The organism is Salinivibrio costicola subsp. alcaliphilus, from assembly GCF_001996185.1.
GTDB classification, from domain to species: domain Bacteria; phylum Pseudomonadota; class Gammaproteobacteria; order Enterobacterales; family Vibrionaceae; genus Salinivibrio; species Salinivibrio costicola.
In genome coordinates, this window is sequence record NZ_MUFR01000022.1 from 1 (window position 1) to 15552 (window position 15552).

The window sequence follows — 15552 nt, forward strand, 5'->3', positions numbered from 1 at the left end:
ACGGGCAACGGCAGCGGCGACAGCGGCTTTTTTATCGCTGGCCTCGCCAGTGTCTGACGTTTTGTTGGCTGTTGCGGTTTGGCTTTCAGCCGAAGCCGACGAATCAGCGCTTGATTCGCCTTGTTGCGCCGCTTTTCGGGCCTTGGCGCGGGCAACGGCAGCCGCTACGGCGTCTTTTTTACCATCTTGGTTGTCAGTGTTTTCTGATCCTGCCTGCGACGCTATGGCTTGCGCGGGTTTTTGCGTCTCTTTCGCCGCCTTACGCGCTCGGGCTTGTCGTTTGCGCTCCTCGCGCAACTTCATCATTTCACTGTTATCTGGCTCATCACTGCCGGATTTCGCTGCCTCGGCTTGCTTGGCTTTTGCGCGTGCAATCGCAGCGGCGACTGCAGGTTTCACGTCGTTATCGGCCGATTGCGCCGCTTTTTTCGCCTTCACCCGTTCAACTGCAGCGTTTAAGGCATCGCCAGAGCCGGCATTTTGCTGTGCAGCTTGTTTGCGACGTTCCGCTGCTTTGCGGTGTTTTTCTTCTCGCTCTTGCTTTTCTCGTTCCATCCGCGCTTTTTTGGCTTCAAAGCGTTGGCGCGCCCGTTCGGCCGCCTCTTTTTCTGCTTCAATCTCGCGGATTTCGGCTTTGGCTTGGCGATAATATTGCACCAGCGGAATCTCACTAGGACAGACGTAGGCACACGCGCCACATTCAATACAATCAAATAGATCGTAGTCTTGGCATTTGTCATAGTCTTGATCTTTCGCGTACCACTGCAGCTGCTGCGGGAGAAGATGCGCGGGGCACACATCGGCACAGGCACTGCACCGAATACAGGCCATTTCTTGTTTGGCTGGTGCTATTTCTTTGCGGGTTGGCACCAACACACAGTTAGTCGTTTTGGTGATGGGCACCTTGGCGTGAGGCACCGTAAAGCCCATCATCGGGCCGCCAATAATCACCCGTGGCTGTTTTTTATCCGCTTTATAGCCGTGCTGAGCTAATAGTTCGCCAATCGGCGTGCCCAATAGTGCCCAGCGGTTTTGCTGGGTTTTGAGCGTTTTCCCGGTCAGGGTTACCACGCGCTTGATAAGCGGCTCACCGTCTAGCACGGCGCGCTTAATCGCGTATGTGGTGCCAATATTTTGCATCAACACGCCGATGCTGGCCGGAAAGGCTTTGGCCGGTACCTCTTTTCCTGTGATCAGTTGGATGAGCTGTTTTTCACCCCCTGATGGGTATTTGGTCGGCACCACTTGAATGAGGATGTCGTCCTCCACCGCGTCGACAGCGGCATTTAACGCAGCAATCGCCTCGGGCTTGTTATCCTCAATACCAATCACCGCCAGTTTTGGCTTCACAATGTGGTTGAGAATTTGGATGCCCGCGACGATTTCATCGGCGCAATCTTGCATCAAGCGATCGTCGGCGGTGATATAGGGCTCACACTCGGCCGCGTTGATGATCAGTATCTCGGTTCGTGCGAGGCCGGTTTGTAGTTTACGGGCGGTAGGGAAACCCGCTCCCCCCATTCCCGCAATGCCCATTGCGCGAATATGATCAATCAGGCGCTCAGGTGTTTGGGTGTGATACTCAGCAAAAGCGGGTTTTGCGCCCCATGTATTGTTACCGTCCGGTTGAATCACAACACAGCGATCGGATAACCCAGAAGGGTGGGCGATGGTTCTATCTTCAATTGCAATCACGGTGCCTGAGGTTGGAGCATGCACCGGCACACATTGCTGAATGTCGGTTTCGGTGAGAGCTTGACCAGCGAGGACCTGATCGCCTTGGCTAACGAGTAGTTTGCCTTTACTACCAATATGTTGTTTTAACGGAATAACCAGTTCAGATGGCAGTATGTGCTCAAGAATCGCGTTTTGGTTAGATTGGGTTTTGTGCTCGGGTGGATGAATACCGCCGTGAAAATCCCAGATCTGACCGTGTTTAATTTGTTCAATGAGACTTTCCATCAGGTGCGTGCCCCCTGATTGTCGGTTATGTTTACTACCGGAATTTGGTCGAGCTGCCACTTCCAGGTTTCTGGTGTGTCCTGGACGGGGATCATTTCAATGCAATCGGTCGGACAGGGTGCTACGCAGAGATCGCACCCAGTGCAATCTTGTTCAATCACGGTATGCATGGCTTTGGTGCTACCGACAATCGCATCAACAGGACACGCTTGAATGCATTTAGTGCAGCCAATGCAGTCTTCTTCGTGGATAAAGGCAACGGTTTTGATACTTTTTTCTTCATCATGCGCCAATTCTGTCGCCTCAACGCCCATCAGGTTGGCGAGGTTCTCGATGGTTTGTTGCCCGCCAGGGGGACATTTATTGATTTCATCGCCATTAGCAATCGCTTCGGCATAGGGTCGACAACCAGGATAACCACATTGGCCACATTGCGTTTGTGGCAGGATGGCATCAATTTGATCGACAATGGGATCGGCCTCGACTTTAAAGCGGATCGAGGCAAAACCAAGAATTGCGCCGAAAATAGCGGCGAGGGCAGCGATAACAATCACTGCGATCACGATTCCACTCATGATAAGGTCACCAATCCAGTAAAGCCCATAAAGGCGAGCGACATCAGACCTGCGGTGATCATAGCAACAGACGCGCCCCGGAAGGGAGCCGGCACATCAGCCGCGGCAATACGCTCACGCATCGCGGCAAATAGAATCAACACCAGCGAGAAACCACAAGCCGCACCAAAACCATAAATGATGGATTCAATAAAGCTGTGCTGCTGTTTTACGTTGAGCAAAGCAACACCCAACACCGCACAGTTTGAGGTGATCAGTGGCAAGAAAACGCCCAATAACCGGTGTAACGTAGGGCTGGTTTTGTGTACCACCATCTCAGTGAACTGCACGACCACGGCAATGACCAGGATAAAGCTCAGTGTGCGCAAGTAGCCAAGATCTAACGGAATGAGGATATAGGTTTCAACCAGGTACGAGCTCACCGATGCCAGGGTCAGCACAAAGGTTGTGGCTAAGCCCATGCCAATCGCTGTCTCTAGTTTTTTTGATACGCCCATAAATGGACACAGGCCCAAAAACTCCACCAGAACGAAGTTATTGACCAAGACAGTGCCCACTAATAGCAACAAATACTCAACCATGCTATTTAATCATTTAGTGTTTTTGTGATCTGCCTATTATCGACCTTTGAAGCGGCTATAACAACCGCCATCAAGCAGGGTTTTTGCCTGATCCGCTGTAAGCTATCAGTGACGCTTGATTTGCGACCGGCTTAGTAAAGGGTAGTGGTAGAACAGAAGGGGCGATCAATATAAGAATGCTGTTTCGAGGGAGAGAATAGTCAAGGCTAAGCAGACAGCTCAGTCAACGTTGGTTAAATAGCGTTTGGTTAAATAGCGACATAATCTGCGAAGCAGATCAGACAGTGACTTGGAAAGCGTAGAATTAAAACGAAGGAAGTGGCTCCCCCTGCGGGATTGAACGGGGACGCCCAGTCCTGCGACATAATCTGCGAAGCAGATCAGACAGTGACTTGGAAAGAGTAGAATTAAAACGAAGGAAGTGGCTCCCCCTGCGGGATTCGAACCTGCGACATACGGATTAACAGTCCGCCGTTCTACCAACTGAACTAAGGGGGAATCGATTTACTGATGTATTCTTTTTGATTTCAAGGTTGGCTCCCCCAACTGGACTCGAACCAGTGACATACGGATTAACAGTCCGCCGTTCTACCAACTGAACTATGGGGGAATTGCCTTGAGAACGGGGCGAATCTTAGCGAGCCCCTGAAAAAGTGTCAACTCATCAACCCTAAGAAAATCCATCTTTTCAACTGACTGCTGAAAAGCTAGCCGTTGGCGTTGATAAAAGCACCACAATGGCGATCGATTAAGCATTGATGCGAACTTGGACTTGACTTTTATTCACCCCAGTAAGGCAAGGGCTTTCAGTGGTTACCCACAGATTCTGTGGATAACCATGTGTGTGAATCTTGATAAACTCGCTACATGGTTGATTTTATGCAAAACATCGATAATCAAGAAATTGTTTTGTGTTTTTATGGTTATGATTTTATTGATTTTTTATGGGTGAGTGCGCGCGAGTATGACGAAGGCGGAATGTCAATATTATGCACAGATTATTTTTTCGTCAGTCATTGAGTATCGGGGATAAATACAGTGATGATCATTGAATGTTGCGATTTTTTTGCGGGAAGGAGGGGTAAGGGTTCCAAAAGAGGACCGATAGGTTACCTAGGTCCGATTTTCAGATCAAGAACTCTACGCGAAAAAGATCGCATTTTACACGCAACCAGTAAGCAGTCAGAGTCGTTGACTCCGTCAGGTGAGTCAGGACAATAAGATGACTTGGTCAGATGACCCAACAGGACAGCCTCATGAGTAAAACGTTTTCGCTGCATTCTGCTTTTCAACCATCGGGCGATCAGCCTGAAGCCATTCACCGATTATGTGAGGGGCTCGATGCGGGGCTCGCGCATCAAACATTATTGGGGGTAACGGGCTCAGGTAAAACATTCACGATGGCCAATGTGATTGCGGAACTGAATCGACCCACGATGATACTGGCGCCCAATAAAACCCTAGCGGCTCAGTTATATGGTGAAATGCGTGAGTTTTTCCCGGATAACGCGGTGGAGTATTTCGTTTCTTACTACGACTACTATCAACCAGAGGCCTATGTGCCTTCAACCGACACCTTTATCGAAAAAGACGCGTCAATCAATGATCAGGTTGAACAAATGCGGCTTTCGGCAACTAAAGCCTTAATGGAGCGGCGTGATGTCGTCATTGTGGCGTCGGTATCGGCCATTTACGGCTTGGGGGATCCCGACGCGTATCTGAAAATGATGTTACATATCCGGCGCGGTGATATTCTGGATCAGCGCACTATTTTACAGCGTCTCGCGGAACTCCAATATACCCGTAATGATCTGGCATTTGAGCGCGGCACATTCCGAGTTCGCGGTGAAGTGATTGATATTTTCCCCGCCGAATCAGACAAAGACGCGATCCGAGTTGAGCTTTTCGATGACGAAGTTGAAACCATTAGCGTTTTTGACCCATTGACCGGTCAAGTCAGCGTCAAAGATATGCCACGCTGTACCATTTACCCCAAAACGCATTATGTCACCCCGCGAGAGCGTATCTTGGAAGCGGTTGAGCAGATAAAAGTGGAGCTCGCTGATCGCAAAAAAACGCTGCTTGAAAATAACAAGTTGTTGGAAGAGCAGCGGATAACTCAGCGCACGCAGTTTGATATCGAGATGATGAACGAGCTGGGGTATTGTTCCGGGATTGAAAACTACTCACGTTACCTGAGTGGCCGGACTCAAGGCGAGCCGCCGCCGACGCTATTTGATTATTTGCCGGCTGATGGCTTGCTGATTATCGACGAATCTCACGTGACTGTGTCTCAGATTGGTGCCATGTATAAAGGTGATCGATCACGTAAAGAAACACTGGTCGATTATGGGTTTCGCTTACCGTCGGCGCTGGATAACCGGCCACTTAAGTTTGATGAGTTTGAAGCACTTGCCCCACAGACAGTTTATGTCTCGGCGACACCGGGCAATTATGAGCAAGAGAAATCAGGGTCAGACATCATCGATCAAGTGGTGCGACCGACGGGGCTTATTGACCCTGAAATTGAAGTGCGCCCGGTCACCACTCAGGTCGATGATTTACTCTCAGAAGTACGTGCCCGGCGCGAACTGAATGAACGGGTGCTTGTGACCACATTAACCAAGCGTATGGCCGAAGACCTAACCGAATATATGCAAGAGCACGATGTGCGCGTGCGCTATCTGCACTCTGATATTGATACGGTTGAACGCATGGAGATCATTCGCGATTTACGGCTTGGCGAGTTTGATGTCTTGGTGGGGATCAACCTGCTACGAGAGGGGTTAGATATGCCAGAAGTCTCTTTGGTTGCCATTTTGGATGCCGATAAAGAAGGTTTCTTGCGCTCTGAACGCTCGCTGATTCAAACCATAGGCCGTGCTGCGCGTAACCTGCGCGGTAAAGCCATTTTATATGGTGATCGGATCACCAAATCGATGAAGCGTGCGATTGATGAAACCGAGCGGCGTCGCGTCAAACAAGTGGCTTACAATGAAGAACATGGCATCACACCGCAGAAATTGAACAAAAAAGTGATGGATGTGATGGAAATCGGCACCGGTAAGCGAAGCAAGGCGAATAAATCGTCCGCGAAGTCGTTACGTGCTGTTGCCGAGCCAGATGCAGATTATGCACTGAAATCCCCGCAAGCGATTGATGCGGAAATTAAAAAGCTTGAAAGCCAAATGTTAGAAGCGGCACAAAACCTTGAGTTTGAAACGGCAGCACAATTGCGCGATCAGCTCCAGGGGCTGCGCGAGCAGTTTATCGCCAATAGTTAGATAAAAAGCTAGATAAAAAAAAGCCAACCTAAAAGTCAGGTTGGCTACAGTGTTTCAGTGAGTAATAACTCACAAACAACGTCAGTTGGCTAGGTGACCCCTTAGGGTCACACAATAGGATGCATTTGGCGTGCCAAAAATTAAAAAGGCGATTACATCGACAAAACGTGTGGTTTTAAGCCACAAGCAAAGATACAATGTGGGAAATTTTGCATAATGCAACGCATTTCGCATACGCTCGTGCAATTGAGCCAATGAATATTACAGGCTCTATGAAGGCTATGGGCTCAATGAAGACTATGGGCTCAATGAAGACTGTATGCTTTATGAAGACCCCAGGCAGCGATGTGATTCTTGGAGGATAAATGCCAGCACTGTCACCCAATAAACGAATATTGATGGTGGAAGATACAGCGTCGGTCGCGGCGTTATACAAATCGTATTTAAATCCCTTGGATGTCGATGTCACCATTGTGGGCAAAGGGCAGGATGCGCTGACTTTCTTTGAACAAGAAGGCGACCAACTTGCGTTGATCATTCTGGATCTTCGCCTGCCCGATATGTCAGGGATTGATGTGCTGGCAAAAGTCCGTGCTGTCGCGCCAGACTTGCCGGTGATCATCATGACCGCTCATGGCTCGATTGACGCGGCAGTCGACGCGATGCGCCATGGCGCCAATGATTTCTTAATTAAGCCTTGTGAAGCGGATCAATTGCGCGTCACGGTGAATAAGTCGCTCAAGCCTAAATCCAGCCATCAATCCAAAACCAGCAAGCCCGAAAGCGAATATCATGGCTTCATCGGCAGTAGCTTACCGATGCAAGCGGTTTACCGCGTGATTGAATCCGCCGCCCCCAGCAAAGCGACTGTTTTTATTACAGGTGAAAGTGGCACCGGGAAAGAAGTCTGTGCCGAGGCCATTCATGCAGCCAGCACCCGCAGTAATAAGCCTATTGTTGCATTAAATTGTGCCGCTATTCCCAAAGATCTGATTGAAAGTGAGCTGTTTGGCCATGTTAAAGGCGCGTTTACCGGGGCGGCGGCTGAGCGTGAAGGGGCGGCAGAAATGGCGCATGGCGGCACTCTCTTTTTAGATGAAATTTGCGAAATGGATATGGATTTGCAATCCAAATTGCTACGTTTCATTCAAACGGGTAGCTTTCAAAAAGTCGGTTCTTCGCATGTCAAAAACGTGGATGTTCGATTTGTTTGTGCAACCAACCAAGATCCTTGGCTTCAGGTTCAGCAAGGAAAGTTTCGTGAAGACCTCTATTATCGCCTGCACGTGATTCCACTTGAACTGCCACCTTTAAGCGCACGCGGTGACGATGTACTCGCGATTGCCAATGCCTTGCTCGCTGTATTTTCTGCAGAAGAGGGTAAAGATTTTTGTCGCTTCAGTGATGAGGTAGCCGATCTCCTGCTGCGTTATGACTGGCCGGGTAACGTTCGTCAATTGCAAAATGTGATTCGCAACATCGTTGTGCTACATAATGGTGAAGAAGTCAGCAAAGAAATGCTTCCTTCTCCTGTGAATCGCGTTTCTGGTGCCGAAATTGCATCACCGCAGCATAACGCAGGGTCTGAAGTCACGACGAGTGCCTTTTCGCCGAATCACCTGGTGACGCGAGAGTCATCAGATTCAACGCCTTCGTCGTTGAGTAAAGCGGATATCGAGCCTTTATGGAAAATTGAAAAGCGCGCCATTGAAGCGGCGATTGATGTGTGTAATGGCAATATCCCGCAAGCGGCCGGGTTACTCGAAGTGAGTCCTTCAACCTTGTACCGAAAACTGCAAGCCTGGCAAAAAACGGCGGCGAATGAATGATAGGAACGGATGTATGGCCACCACAGTAAATACTGAAACATTGCGTCGATTGGCATTAGAAGTGGGAGAGGATACGGTGACCGTTTTGCTCACTGTATTTAGTGATGAATTATCTCAGTATCACTCTCAACTGGCTGGCTCGCCATCAATTGAGCAAATCCGTGAAATCAGCCATGCGATTAAAAGCAGTGCCGCCAGTTTTGGTGCCGATGATTTAGCCGAAATGGCGCGCGAGTGCGAATCGCGTGTTAAGCAAGGCCAGCGCGAGTGGATGTCACATCATCTGGATGAGCTTACCGAAATGCTGCAAGGGACGGCGTCAACATACCGGGAGATGGCAGTCGAGCAGGACTTCATCAATAGCTTGACGTAGCTTATCCCGGTCGTGACGCCAATGATGATTTGAAGAGGCCAGCTCGGCCTCTTTTTGTTGATAGTCTGGGTCAAGCTGTGTCGCGCTTTTCTCTCCGAGTATAACATCAACCTTTTTGCCTCCCATCGCACGTTCGCACCACGCCAACATAGTATCGAGAGACATCTCGCCCGCCGGACCGATTTCTTTGCCTAAATTACGGATAAAAACAATTTTTGCTTGCGTATGCTTGAGCGCTCGTCCCAATTCGGGAACCAGTAAAGGTGGCATGACACTGGTTAAAAAACTGCCGGGGCCGAGCAGTATCATGTCTGCCTGTGCAATTGCATCCATGGCTTCACGTGTGGCCGGTACGGTTGGCGAGAGAAATAAACGTGTGGGGGGCGCAGAGAGCTCATCAATGTGTGTTTCCCCCGCGACGGTTTCGCCGTCGGCCGTTAATGCGGCTAATTCTGCTGGGTGTTCAGACATCGGCAGAAGATGCGGACGTACATCTAATAGATCGCGAATCAGCTGAATCGCTTCTAAGGGGCGAACGGATAAATTATCGAGCGCCGTCAGGATTAAATTGCCTAAATTATGCCCATTCAGCTCGCCTTTGCCTTTAAATCGGTATTCGAACAGCATAGAGCCCACTGATGGTTCGGTAATTAATTGATTCAAGCAATTACGAATATCACCCCAGGCTATTCCTCCCTGGCAGGCGCGAATACGGCCCGTTGATCCACCGTTATCTGTCGTAGTGACAATGCCGGTCACGCGATTTCCATGCTCACTTAATGCAGATAATACTCGCCCTAAGCCATGCCCGCCGCCAAGGGCGACAATACGTGTTGAAGACGTCACGTTTGCTTGGTGAGACGATCTTTGCGCTGATCGATCTTGATCAGACACGGTTTGGTGGGAAATCGCTGGATCAGAAAGCGTTGGATGGCGCATTGCCGAGAGACCTAAACAGACAGAAAAATTACGTTAATGTTACCTTAATCGTCCGAATTAAGAAGAAACGCTTGGTGCGAAAATGTGAGCAGGAGAAGAAAAGTACGATAAAAAGTGAAAAAACGGGATAACGCAGCGCATTATCCCTCACCCTAAAAAGACAGAAAAATGGGCGTAATTGGCAAGGTAGCACAGAAAGCATCGTCCTCTATCTAGTGAGGATCCTGCATCATACTCAGTAGGTAATCGCGTGTAGCGACACAAGAGTTATTGGCCATTAATGCTTGTTTTTCATCGGTTGGCAGCGGTAACAGCTCTAACCAGCGTTGACATAACCAAGTTAAATTGGAGAACTCTGCCTCACGATGCATGCTTTGTAGCTCTGGGTGGCGCTCAAACATGGATTGTAAGCGCTCAACCAGTGGTTCGCTTTGCTTATCGACGTGGCAGTCAGGCCAGCGAGGGAGTGGACTCACGGTCGCGAATAACATCTCATCATGCTGGTGGTTGAAGGCTCGAATCGCAAAACGCGCAATGCCGCGGGCAGTAACAACCAAACATCCATCTTCTTGACTGCGGGTGTAATCTTCAATCTCGATAAAGGTACCAATATTGACATGCTGACGCTGAGCCTGGCTTTCTGCCATACACACCCCCAAAGGCAGACCGTGTTTTAAGGCAAAGACCAGTGTTTGCAACGCTTCTCCGGTTGGGATCCGAAGAGGAATGCGTCCACCCGGTAATATATGGCGATCGTTGAACAGAATGGGTGTTGATTGTCCCATGGTACACCTCCTGGTGAGCAATGGTTTGGTCTAATAATCTAGATACTGCAAAAGGGGTGCCTACTTTTTAAAACTTAACTGTATCGGGGGTTTGGCACGTTTCTAGCGGCTTAAGCCATAACCGACGGTTGAATAAATCGCAATTTGCAATGCAAATCCGCTTCATGGCCTGCATTGTGCAATCGCGTATTGTGCAATTAAAAAAATAGCCTCCAACATGGGAGGCTATTAGATTGACGCATCGTCACTTCAACACCGCGTTAGCGATTAACCTGAGGTTTTTTTCCTTTGTATGGATTGTAACCATGGCGAACGCGTGCGCACAGGGGGCGCGAGGTTGAACTTTGTGGTCTCATAGTCTTGCTTGTCACTCTTTTGTCGGAAGAAAAATAAGGTGGTGATAGGGAACGTCTCACCACTTGTACAAGGATGGGGGAGATAGCAATGAATAACAAGATAATCTGGTTAAAAAGTGGTCGATATTGGTATTTCTTCTAAAAAGCGAATTATTATCAGTTAATCTTCTTAAATTTGGTTGATAAAACGCCGATAACCGCGTGGCTGTTGAGATGACCATCATCAGGCTCGTGTCGATGCAATCGCTAATATGATCATCTTTTGCTTTCTTGGAGACAAGGGTGTAGCTTAAAAATTGCACAAGCGGTTTGTACCAAAGTAATAAAAACGCAATCGAGGTTGTGATTGCCTAGTTTGTGATTACCTAGTTTATGATTACTTTGTGTGACTGTGCCAAACACTGATCCGTTCAGGAGGACACAATGAAACACAAGCGCTATAGCAATAAGAAAATGAAAGAGATGTTGAACAATGTGATGCCGGAGATGGAGAAGGCCCGCGAGGAACACCATGCCCTCAACGATCAGGCGCATGATCACTCGCCTGATGAAAGTCCGACATTTACCCCGGATGAGGCCAAAAAGTAACAGGCATCACTTATAGCCAGCGTTTTCACGCTGGCTATACAGAGAGAATGACACCGCAAATACCCTCCCGCAGCGGTCACCTGAAATACCATCGATTTTGTGACCTTGATACCTGTCTGACATCACACGTGCGCTTTTATGTTGAGTTTTTTTGACAAATAGCGTTTATTATCGTCGTTACAATTGATTAACATTAATGTAGTTTGCCAGTTAAAGTCACTGAGGTGAAAGAGTTCGGTAGAGGCTTGTGTGCTTTCTAAACGGTAAGCCAGTGAAGTCCTAGCCTTAAAGTCCGCAGATTCAGTATAAACAGCAATTTGTACCGTTTTTTGTTACTGGTGATGAATAAAGCGCTAAATTTGCCTTGTCTTACCAGCTGAACGTTTTTTTATGTGACTTAAGTGTAGTGAAAGATAAGTTTTTAATCTCATTTTATGGCAAAATACTTCAGGTTTATGGCAAAACACAGTATTGATTGGTAATGTTTTGCCTTTAGTCGCGCAGCACGGCGTAGTACAACTTCTAGAGTTGTGCAAATGGATGCTCCCGCTGGCTGCGACGATTGTCATGGATGCAATAGCGATTGTTATGGAGTTACACGATGAAGCTAAACACGATCACCCGAACCCTTTTTATGGGCGCTGGCCTTTCTTTGGCTCTCGCAGGATGCAGTGAGCCCGAGCAAAAACAAACCTCCCAAACAGCCCCTGAGCAAAAAACTGAAACCGCCGCCGGCGAACCCCAACTTGCTGATGTACAAGAGCTAGTTCGTGGTAATGGGGCGGAAGTGGCTTCTCTCGATCCACATAAAACCCAAGGCGTGCCAGAGTCACATGTTATTCGTGACTTGCTCGAAGGTCTGGTTAACCAAGACGCCGACGGTAATGTGATTCCTGGTGTGGCTGAGCGCTGGGAAAACAAAGATAACAAAGTCTTTACCTTCTACCTGCGCGATGAAGCCAAATGGTCAAACGGCGATCCCGTCACTGCACAAGACTTTGAATACAGCTTTAAACGTGTCGCTGACCCAATGACGGCGTCGCCTTACTCATGGTATCTGGGTTATACCCACATGGAGAATGCCAAAGCCATCATCAAAGGTGAAAAAGATAAAGACACCTTAGGGGTTAAAGCACTCGACGATCACACGTTACAGATCACGCTTGACTCAGCGGTTCCGTACTTGGTGAAAATGATGGGTCACACCACCATGAAGCCAGTCCATAAAGAGACCGTAGAAAAGCATGGTGATCAGTGGACCAAACCAGAAAACTTCGTTGGTAATGGCGCGTTTGTGGTCGATAACTGGGTAATCAACGAGCGTATCGAATTAATGCGTAATGAGCAGTACTGGGATAACGACAATACCACACTCGACAAAGTCACTTTCTTGCCGATTGAAAACCAAGTCGCAGAAATGAACCGCTACTTGGCCGGTGAAATTGATATGACTTACGAGATCCCCAATGAGCATTTCCGTCGTTTGAAAAGCGAGCATCCAGACGACCTCTCTATCGTGGGTAACCTGTGTAGCTATTACTACATCTTTAACACCAAGCGTGAACCTTTTGATGACGTCCGCATCCGTAAAGCATTGTCTTATGCCATTGATCGCAATGTAATCACTGACGCTTTACTGGGTCAGGGCCAAAAACCGGCTTATTTCTTAACACCAGAGATCACCGCCGGATTTGAGCCTGAATTGCCAGAATACGCCAAAATGACCCAAGAAGAGCGTGATGCAGAAGCTAAGCGTTTGCTTAAAGAGGCAGGATTTGGTGAAAATAATCCGCTTGATTTCTCACTGCTGTATAACACCAGTGAAAACCACAAAAAACTGGCCGTTGCGATTGGTCAAATGTGGAAAGACAAGCTCGGCGTGTCTGTCGATCTGAACAACCAAGAGTGGAAAACCTACCTAAGCACCAAAGACGAGGGTAACTTTGACGTGGCCCGTGCCGGCTGGTGTGGTGATTACAACGAGGCGTCGACCTTCCTCAGCTTAATGCGAAGCACCAATACCTCAGGCGGTGTGCACTACGATAGCCAAGCTTATGACGCTATCATGCAAAAAGCGATGACCACTACAGACGAGGCGGAACGTAGCAAACTATACCTTGATGCAGAGGCACAAATGGCGAAAGACATGCCGATTGCGCCAATCTATCAGTATGTAAAAGCGCGTCTGCTTAGCCCCCAAGTCGGTGGCTTCCCAGCCAATAACGCGGAAGAGAAGATCTTCTCCAAAGATCTTTACATCAAAGCGGAGTAACCCCTGATTCACGGCTAAGTGAGGGAGTCGTTTATTACGACTCCCTTGATGGTTTCGCTGTTTGTGGAAATGCCCAAGGCAGCGCTTGCTGTGATGCTTAACTAACATGGAACAGCTCGTATTTATGCAAGAGCTAATGTTGACGGTAGAGCTATGTTGAAATTTATCGCGAAGCGAATATTGGAAGCGATCCCAACGCTGTTGGTCTTAATCACTGTTTCCTTCTTCTTGATGCGGTTTGCGCCTGGCAACCCTTTTTCAAGTGAACGTCCATTGCCCCCGGCGGTAATGGAAAATATTAATGCCAAATACGGCTTAGATAAGCCCGTGTTTGAGCAATACACCACCTATTTAGGCAATATCTTACAAGGGGATTTTGGTCCCTCGTTTAAATATATTGACTATAGCGTTAATGAATTGATTGCTGACTCTCTCCCTGTTTCGGCGCAAATCGGCGCGATAGCATTTGTGTTCACCCTGCTGTTTGGGGTCACGATCGGTACCATTGCCGCGCTGAAACAAAATACCTGGATTGACTACACCATTATGTCGACCGCGATGCTCGGGGTGGTCATGCCATCGTTCGTGCTCGCGCCTGTGCTTATTTATATTTTCGCCATTAATTTGGGCTGGTTACCGGCCGGTGGCTGGCAAGGGGGAGGTTGGCACTTTATGGTGCTCCCCGTGATTGGCATGTCGTTACTCTACGTTGCCACGTTTGCGCGTGTGACCCGTGGCAGCATGATTGAAACCCTGAACAGTAATTTTATTCGTACTGCACGCGCCAAAGGGTTGAGCTACCCGACCATTATTGTCAAGCATGCGCTTAAGCCAGCGATGTTGCCGGTGGTGTCTTATATGGGGCCAGCCTTTGTTGGGATTATTACCGGCTCGGTGGTGATCGAGACCATCTTTGGGCTACCTGGCATCGGTAAGCTATTTGTTAACGCTGCGTTTAACCGTGACTATTCACTGGTACTGGGTTGTACGATTTTAATCGGGACGCTGACCATTCTTTTCAACGCCATTGTCGATATCCTACTTGCGTATATCGATCCTAAGATCCGTTACTAGGGGTGACATGATGCTGACGAAAAAAGAAAACATTGACGCCCTAGAAAACTTCGCAGAAGAAGTGGATGTAAAAGGGCGAAGCCTTTGGCAGGACGCAGCGATACGCTTTAAACGTAACCGAGCCGCGATGGCCAGCTTGGTGATCCTTGTCATTATTGGTTTGAGTGTTCTATTGGGTCCGTCCCTGAGTGCTTATGCTTATGATGCGACCGACTGGTACGCCATCCATGCGGCCCCGACATTGGGTCTTGATGGCCACTGGTTTGGCACTGACGCCCTTGGGCGAGATCTGTTTACGCGTACCATGATGGGCGGGCGTATATCGATCATGGTTGGTGTCATGGGGGCCTTTGTCGCCGTCCTGATTGGTACACTATATGGTGCAACTTCTGGCTTTATTGGCGGCCGTACCGATGCGGTGATGATGCGCTTGGTTGAGATCTTACAATCGATTCCATTCATGTTCTTCGTGATTGTGTTGGTGACCTTCTTTGGTCGGAATATCGTACTGATCTTTGTGGCGATTGGTTGTATTGCCTGGCTGGATATGGCCCGTATCGTTCGTGGTCAAACGCTCAGCTTACGCAGTAAAGAATTTGTTGAGGCGGCGCATGTTTCAGGGGTGAGCACACGTCATATTATTACCCGCCACATCGTGCCGAACGTATTAGGGATTGTCGCTGTGTATTCGACCTTGTTGGTGCCGAACATGATTTTGTTCGAATCCTTCCTCAGTTTCTTGGGTCTGGGCGTGCAAGAGCCAATGACCAGCTGGGGTGCTTTGCTACAAGAAGGGGCACAAACGATGGAAATAGCAATCTGGCAGCTGCTGTTCCCAGCGACCTTTATGGTGCTGACGCTATTCTGTTTTAACTATGTCGGTGATGGTTTGCGTGATGCGCTGGATCCAAAAGATAGATAATCGACAGCTTTT

At 48.6% G+C, this 15552-nt stretch carries 12 protein-coding genes and 2 tRNA genes; 7 read left to right on the forward strand and 7 right to left on the reverse strand.

Going from position 1 to position 15552, the window contains the following annotated elements:
• The 5 genes from rsxC to BZJ21_RS08980 all read right to left on the reverse strand — a co-directional run.
• On the reverse strand, positions 1-1962 hold a 1962-nt coding region (gene rsxC, locus BZJ21_RS08960), incomplete at its 3' end, for an electron transport complex subunit RsxC (protein WP_077669599.1).
• Entirely contained in the window at positions 1962-2537 is a 576-nt protein-coding gene (rsxB, locus tag BZJ21_RS08965) for an electron transport complex subunit RsxB (RefSeq protein ID WP_077669600.1), read from the reverse strand. The genes rsxB and rsxC, both read right to left, overlap by 1 nt.
• Positions 2534-3118: an electron transport complex subunit RsxA gene (gene rsxA, locus BZJ21_RS08970; protein ID WP_021022315.1), complete on the reverse strand. Its 585-nt coding sequence runs from the start codon at positions 3116-3118 to the stop codon at positions 2534-2536. Before rsxA ends, rsxB begins: the two co-directional genes overlap by 4 nt.
• A 422-nt stretch (positions 3119-3540) precedes the next feature.
• Positions 3541-3616, reverse strand: a tRNA-Asn gene (locus BZJ21_RS08975).
• A gap of 36 nt (positions 3617-3652) precedes the next feature.
• Positions 3653-3728 (reverse strand) — tRNA-Asn (locus BZJ21_RS08980).
• A 646-nt stretch (positions 3729-4374) separates the two neighbouring features.
• Between BZJ21_RS08980 and uvrB the strand changes: the two genes are divergently transcribed.
• The 3 genes from uvrB (at position 4375) to BZJ21_RS08995 (ending at position 8604) form a co-directional block, all read left to right on the forward strand.
• A complete protein-coding gene (gene uvrB / locus BZJ21_RS08985; RefSeq protein ID WP_077669601.1) occupies positions 4375-6402 on the forward strand; it encodes an excinuclease ABC subunit UvrB in 2028 nt (675 codons plus the stop codon).
• 365 nt (positions 6403-6767) lie between these two features.
• On the forward strand, positions 6768-8231 hold the full coding sequence (gene luxO / locus BZJ21_RS08990) for a quorum-sensing sigma-54 dependent transcriptional regulator LuxO (RefSeq protein WP_236719540.1): 1464 nt from the start codon (positions 6768-6770) through the stop codon (positions 8229-8231).
• A gap of 13 nt (positions 8232-8244) precedes the next feature.
• On the forward strand, positions 8245-8604 hold the full coding sequence (locus BZJ21_RS08995; RefSeq protein WP_021022320.1) for an Hpt domain-containing protein: 360 nt from the start codon (positions 8245-8247) through the stop codon (positions 8602-8604).
• Here the strand turns inward: BZJ21_RS08995 and BZJ21_RS09000 are convergent.
• Together BZJ21_RS09000 and BZJ21_RS09005 are read right to left on the reverse strand one after the other, a co-directional pair.
• Positions 8551-9543 carry a YvcK family protein gene (locus tag BZJ21_RS09000; protein WP_021022321.1) on the reverse strand — a complete coding sequence of 331 codons (993 nt, stop codon included), beginning with the start codon at positions 9541-9543 and terminating at the stop codon, positions 8551-8553. The genes BZJ21_RS08995 and BZJ21_RS09000 overlap by 54 nt on opposite strands.
• Positions 9544-9755: 212 nt before the next feature.
• Complete coding sequence (locus BZJ21_RS09005) at positions 9756-10328, reverse strand: LON peptidase substrate-binding domain-containing protein (protein ID WP_021022322.1); 573 nt, start codon at positions 10326-10328, stop codon at positions 9756-9758.
• Positions 10329-11107: 779 nt separating this feature from the next.
• On the opposite strand from BZJ21_RS09005, the gene BZJ21_RS16300 reads away from it, so the two are divergent.
• From BZJ21_RS16300 to oppC, 4 genes are all read left to right on the forward strand, one after another.
• The gene (locus tag BZJ21_RS16300) at positions 11108-11272 is read left to right on the forward strand and encodes a hypothetical protein (protein WP_158009963.1); all 165 of its coding nucleotides are present in this window, start codon (positions 11108-11110) and stop codon (positions 11270-11272) included.
• A gap of 601 nt (positions 11273-11873) precedes the next feature.
• The gene (locus tag BZJ21_RS09010; RefSeq protein WP_077669602.1) at positions 11874-13544 is read left to right on the forward strand and encodes an ABC transporter substrate-binding protein; all 1671 of its coding nucleotides are present in this window, start codon (positions 11874-11876) and stop codon (positions 13542-13544) included.
• Between the two features lie 153 nt (positions 13545-13697).
• Entirely contained in the window at positions 13698-14618 is a 921-nt protein-coding gene (oppB, locus tag BZJ21_RS09015) for an oligopeptide ABC transporter permease OppB (RefSeq protein WP_077576315.1), read from the forward strand.
• 10 nt (positions 14619-14628) lie between these two features.
• A complete protein-coding gene (gene oppC, locus BZJ21_RS09020; protein WP_077460389.1) occupies positions 14629-15540 on the forward strand; it encodes an oligopeptide ABC transporter permease OppC in 912 nt (303 codons plus the stop codon).
• Positions 15541-15552 lie beyond the last annotated feature (12 nt).

What these genes read in the sequence shown, in the direction of transcription:
- rsxB (WP_077669600.1), bottom strand. Translation starts at nt 2,537, where the DNA reads ATGAGTGGAATCGTGATCGCAGTGATTGTTATCGCTGCCCTCGCCGCT.
- rsxA (WP_021022315.1), bottom strand. Translation starts at nt 3,118, where the DNA reads ATGGTTGAGTATTTGTTGCTATTAGTGGGCACTGTCTTGGTCAATAAC.
- uvrB (WP_077669601.1), top strand. Translation starts at nt 4,375, where the DNA reads ATGAGTAAAACGTTTTCGCTGCATTCTGCTTTTCAACCATCGGGCGAT.
- luxO (WP_236719540.1), top strand. Translation starts at nt 6,768, where the DNA reads ATGCCAGCACTGTCACCCAATAAACGAATATTGATGGTGGAAGATACA.
- BZJ21_RS08995 (WP_021022320.1), top strand. Translation starts at nt 8,245, where the DNA reads ATGGCCACCACAGTAAATACTGAAACATTGCGTCGATTGGCATTAGAA.
- BZJ21_RS09000 (WP_021022321.1), bottom strand. Translation starts at nt 9,543, where the DNA reads ATGCGCCATCCAACGCTTTCTGATCCAGCGATTTCCCACCAAACCGTG.
- BZJ21_RS09005 (WP_021022322.1), bottom strand. Translation starts at nt 10,328, where the DNA reads ATGGGACAATCAACACCCATTCTGTTCAACGATCGCCATATATTACCG.
- BZJ21_RS16300 (WP_158009963.1), top strand. Translation starts at nt 11,108, where the DNA reads ATGAAACACAAGCGCTATAGCAATAAGAAAATGAAAGAGATGTTGAAC.
- BZJ21_RS09010 (WP_077669602.1), top strand. Translation starts at nt 11,874, where the DNA reads ATGAAGCTAAACACGATCACCCGAACCCTTTTTATGGGCGCTGGCCTT.
- oppB (WP_077576315.1), top strand. Translation starts at nt 13,698, where the DNA reads ATGTTGAAATTTATCGCGAAGCGAATATTGGAAGCGATCCCAACGCTG.
- oppC (WP_077460389.1), top strand. Translation starts at nt 14,629, where the DNA reads ATGCTGACGAAAAAAGAAAACATTGACGCCCTAGAAAACTTCGCAGAA.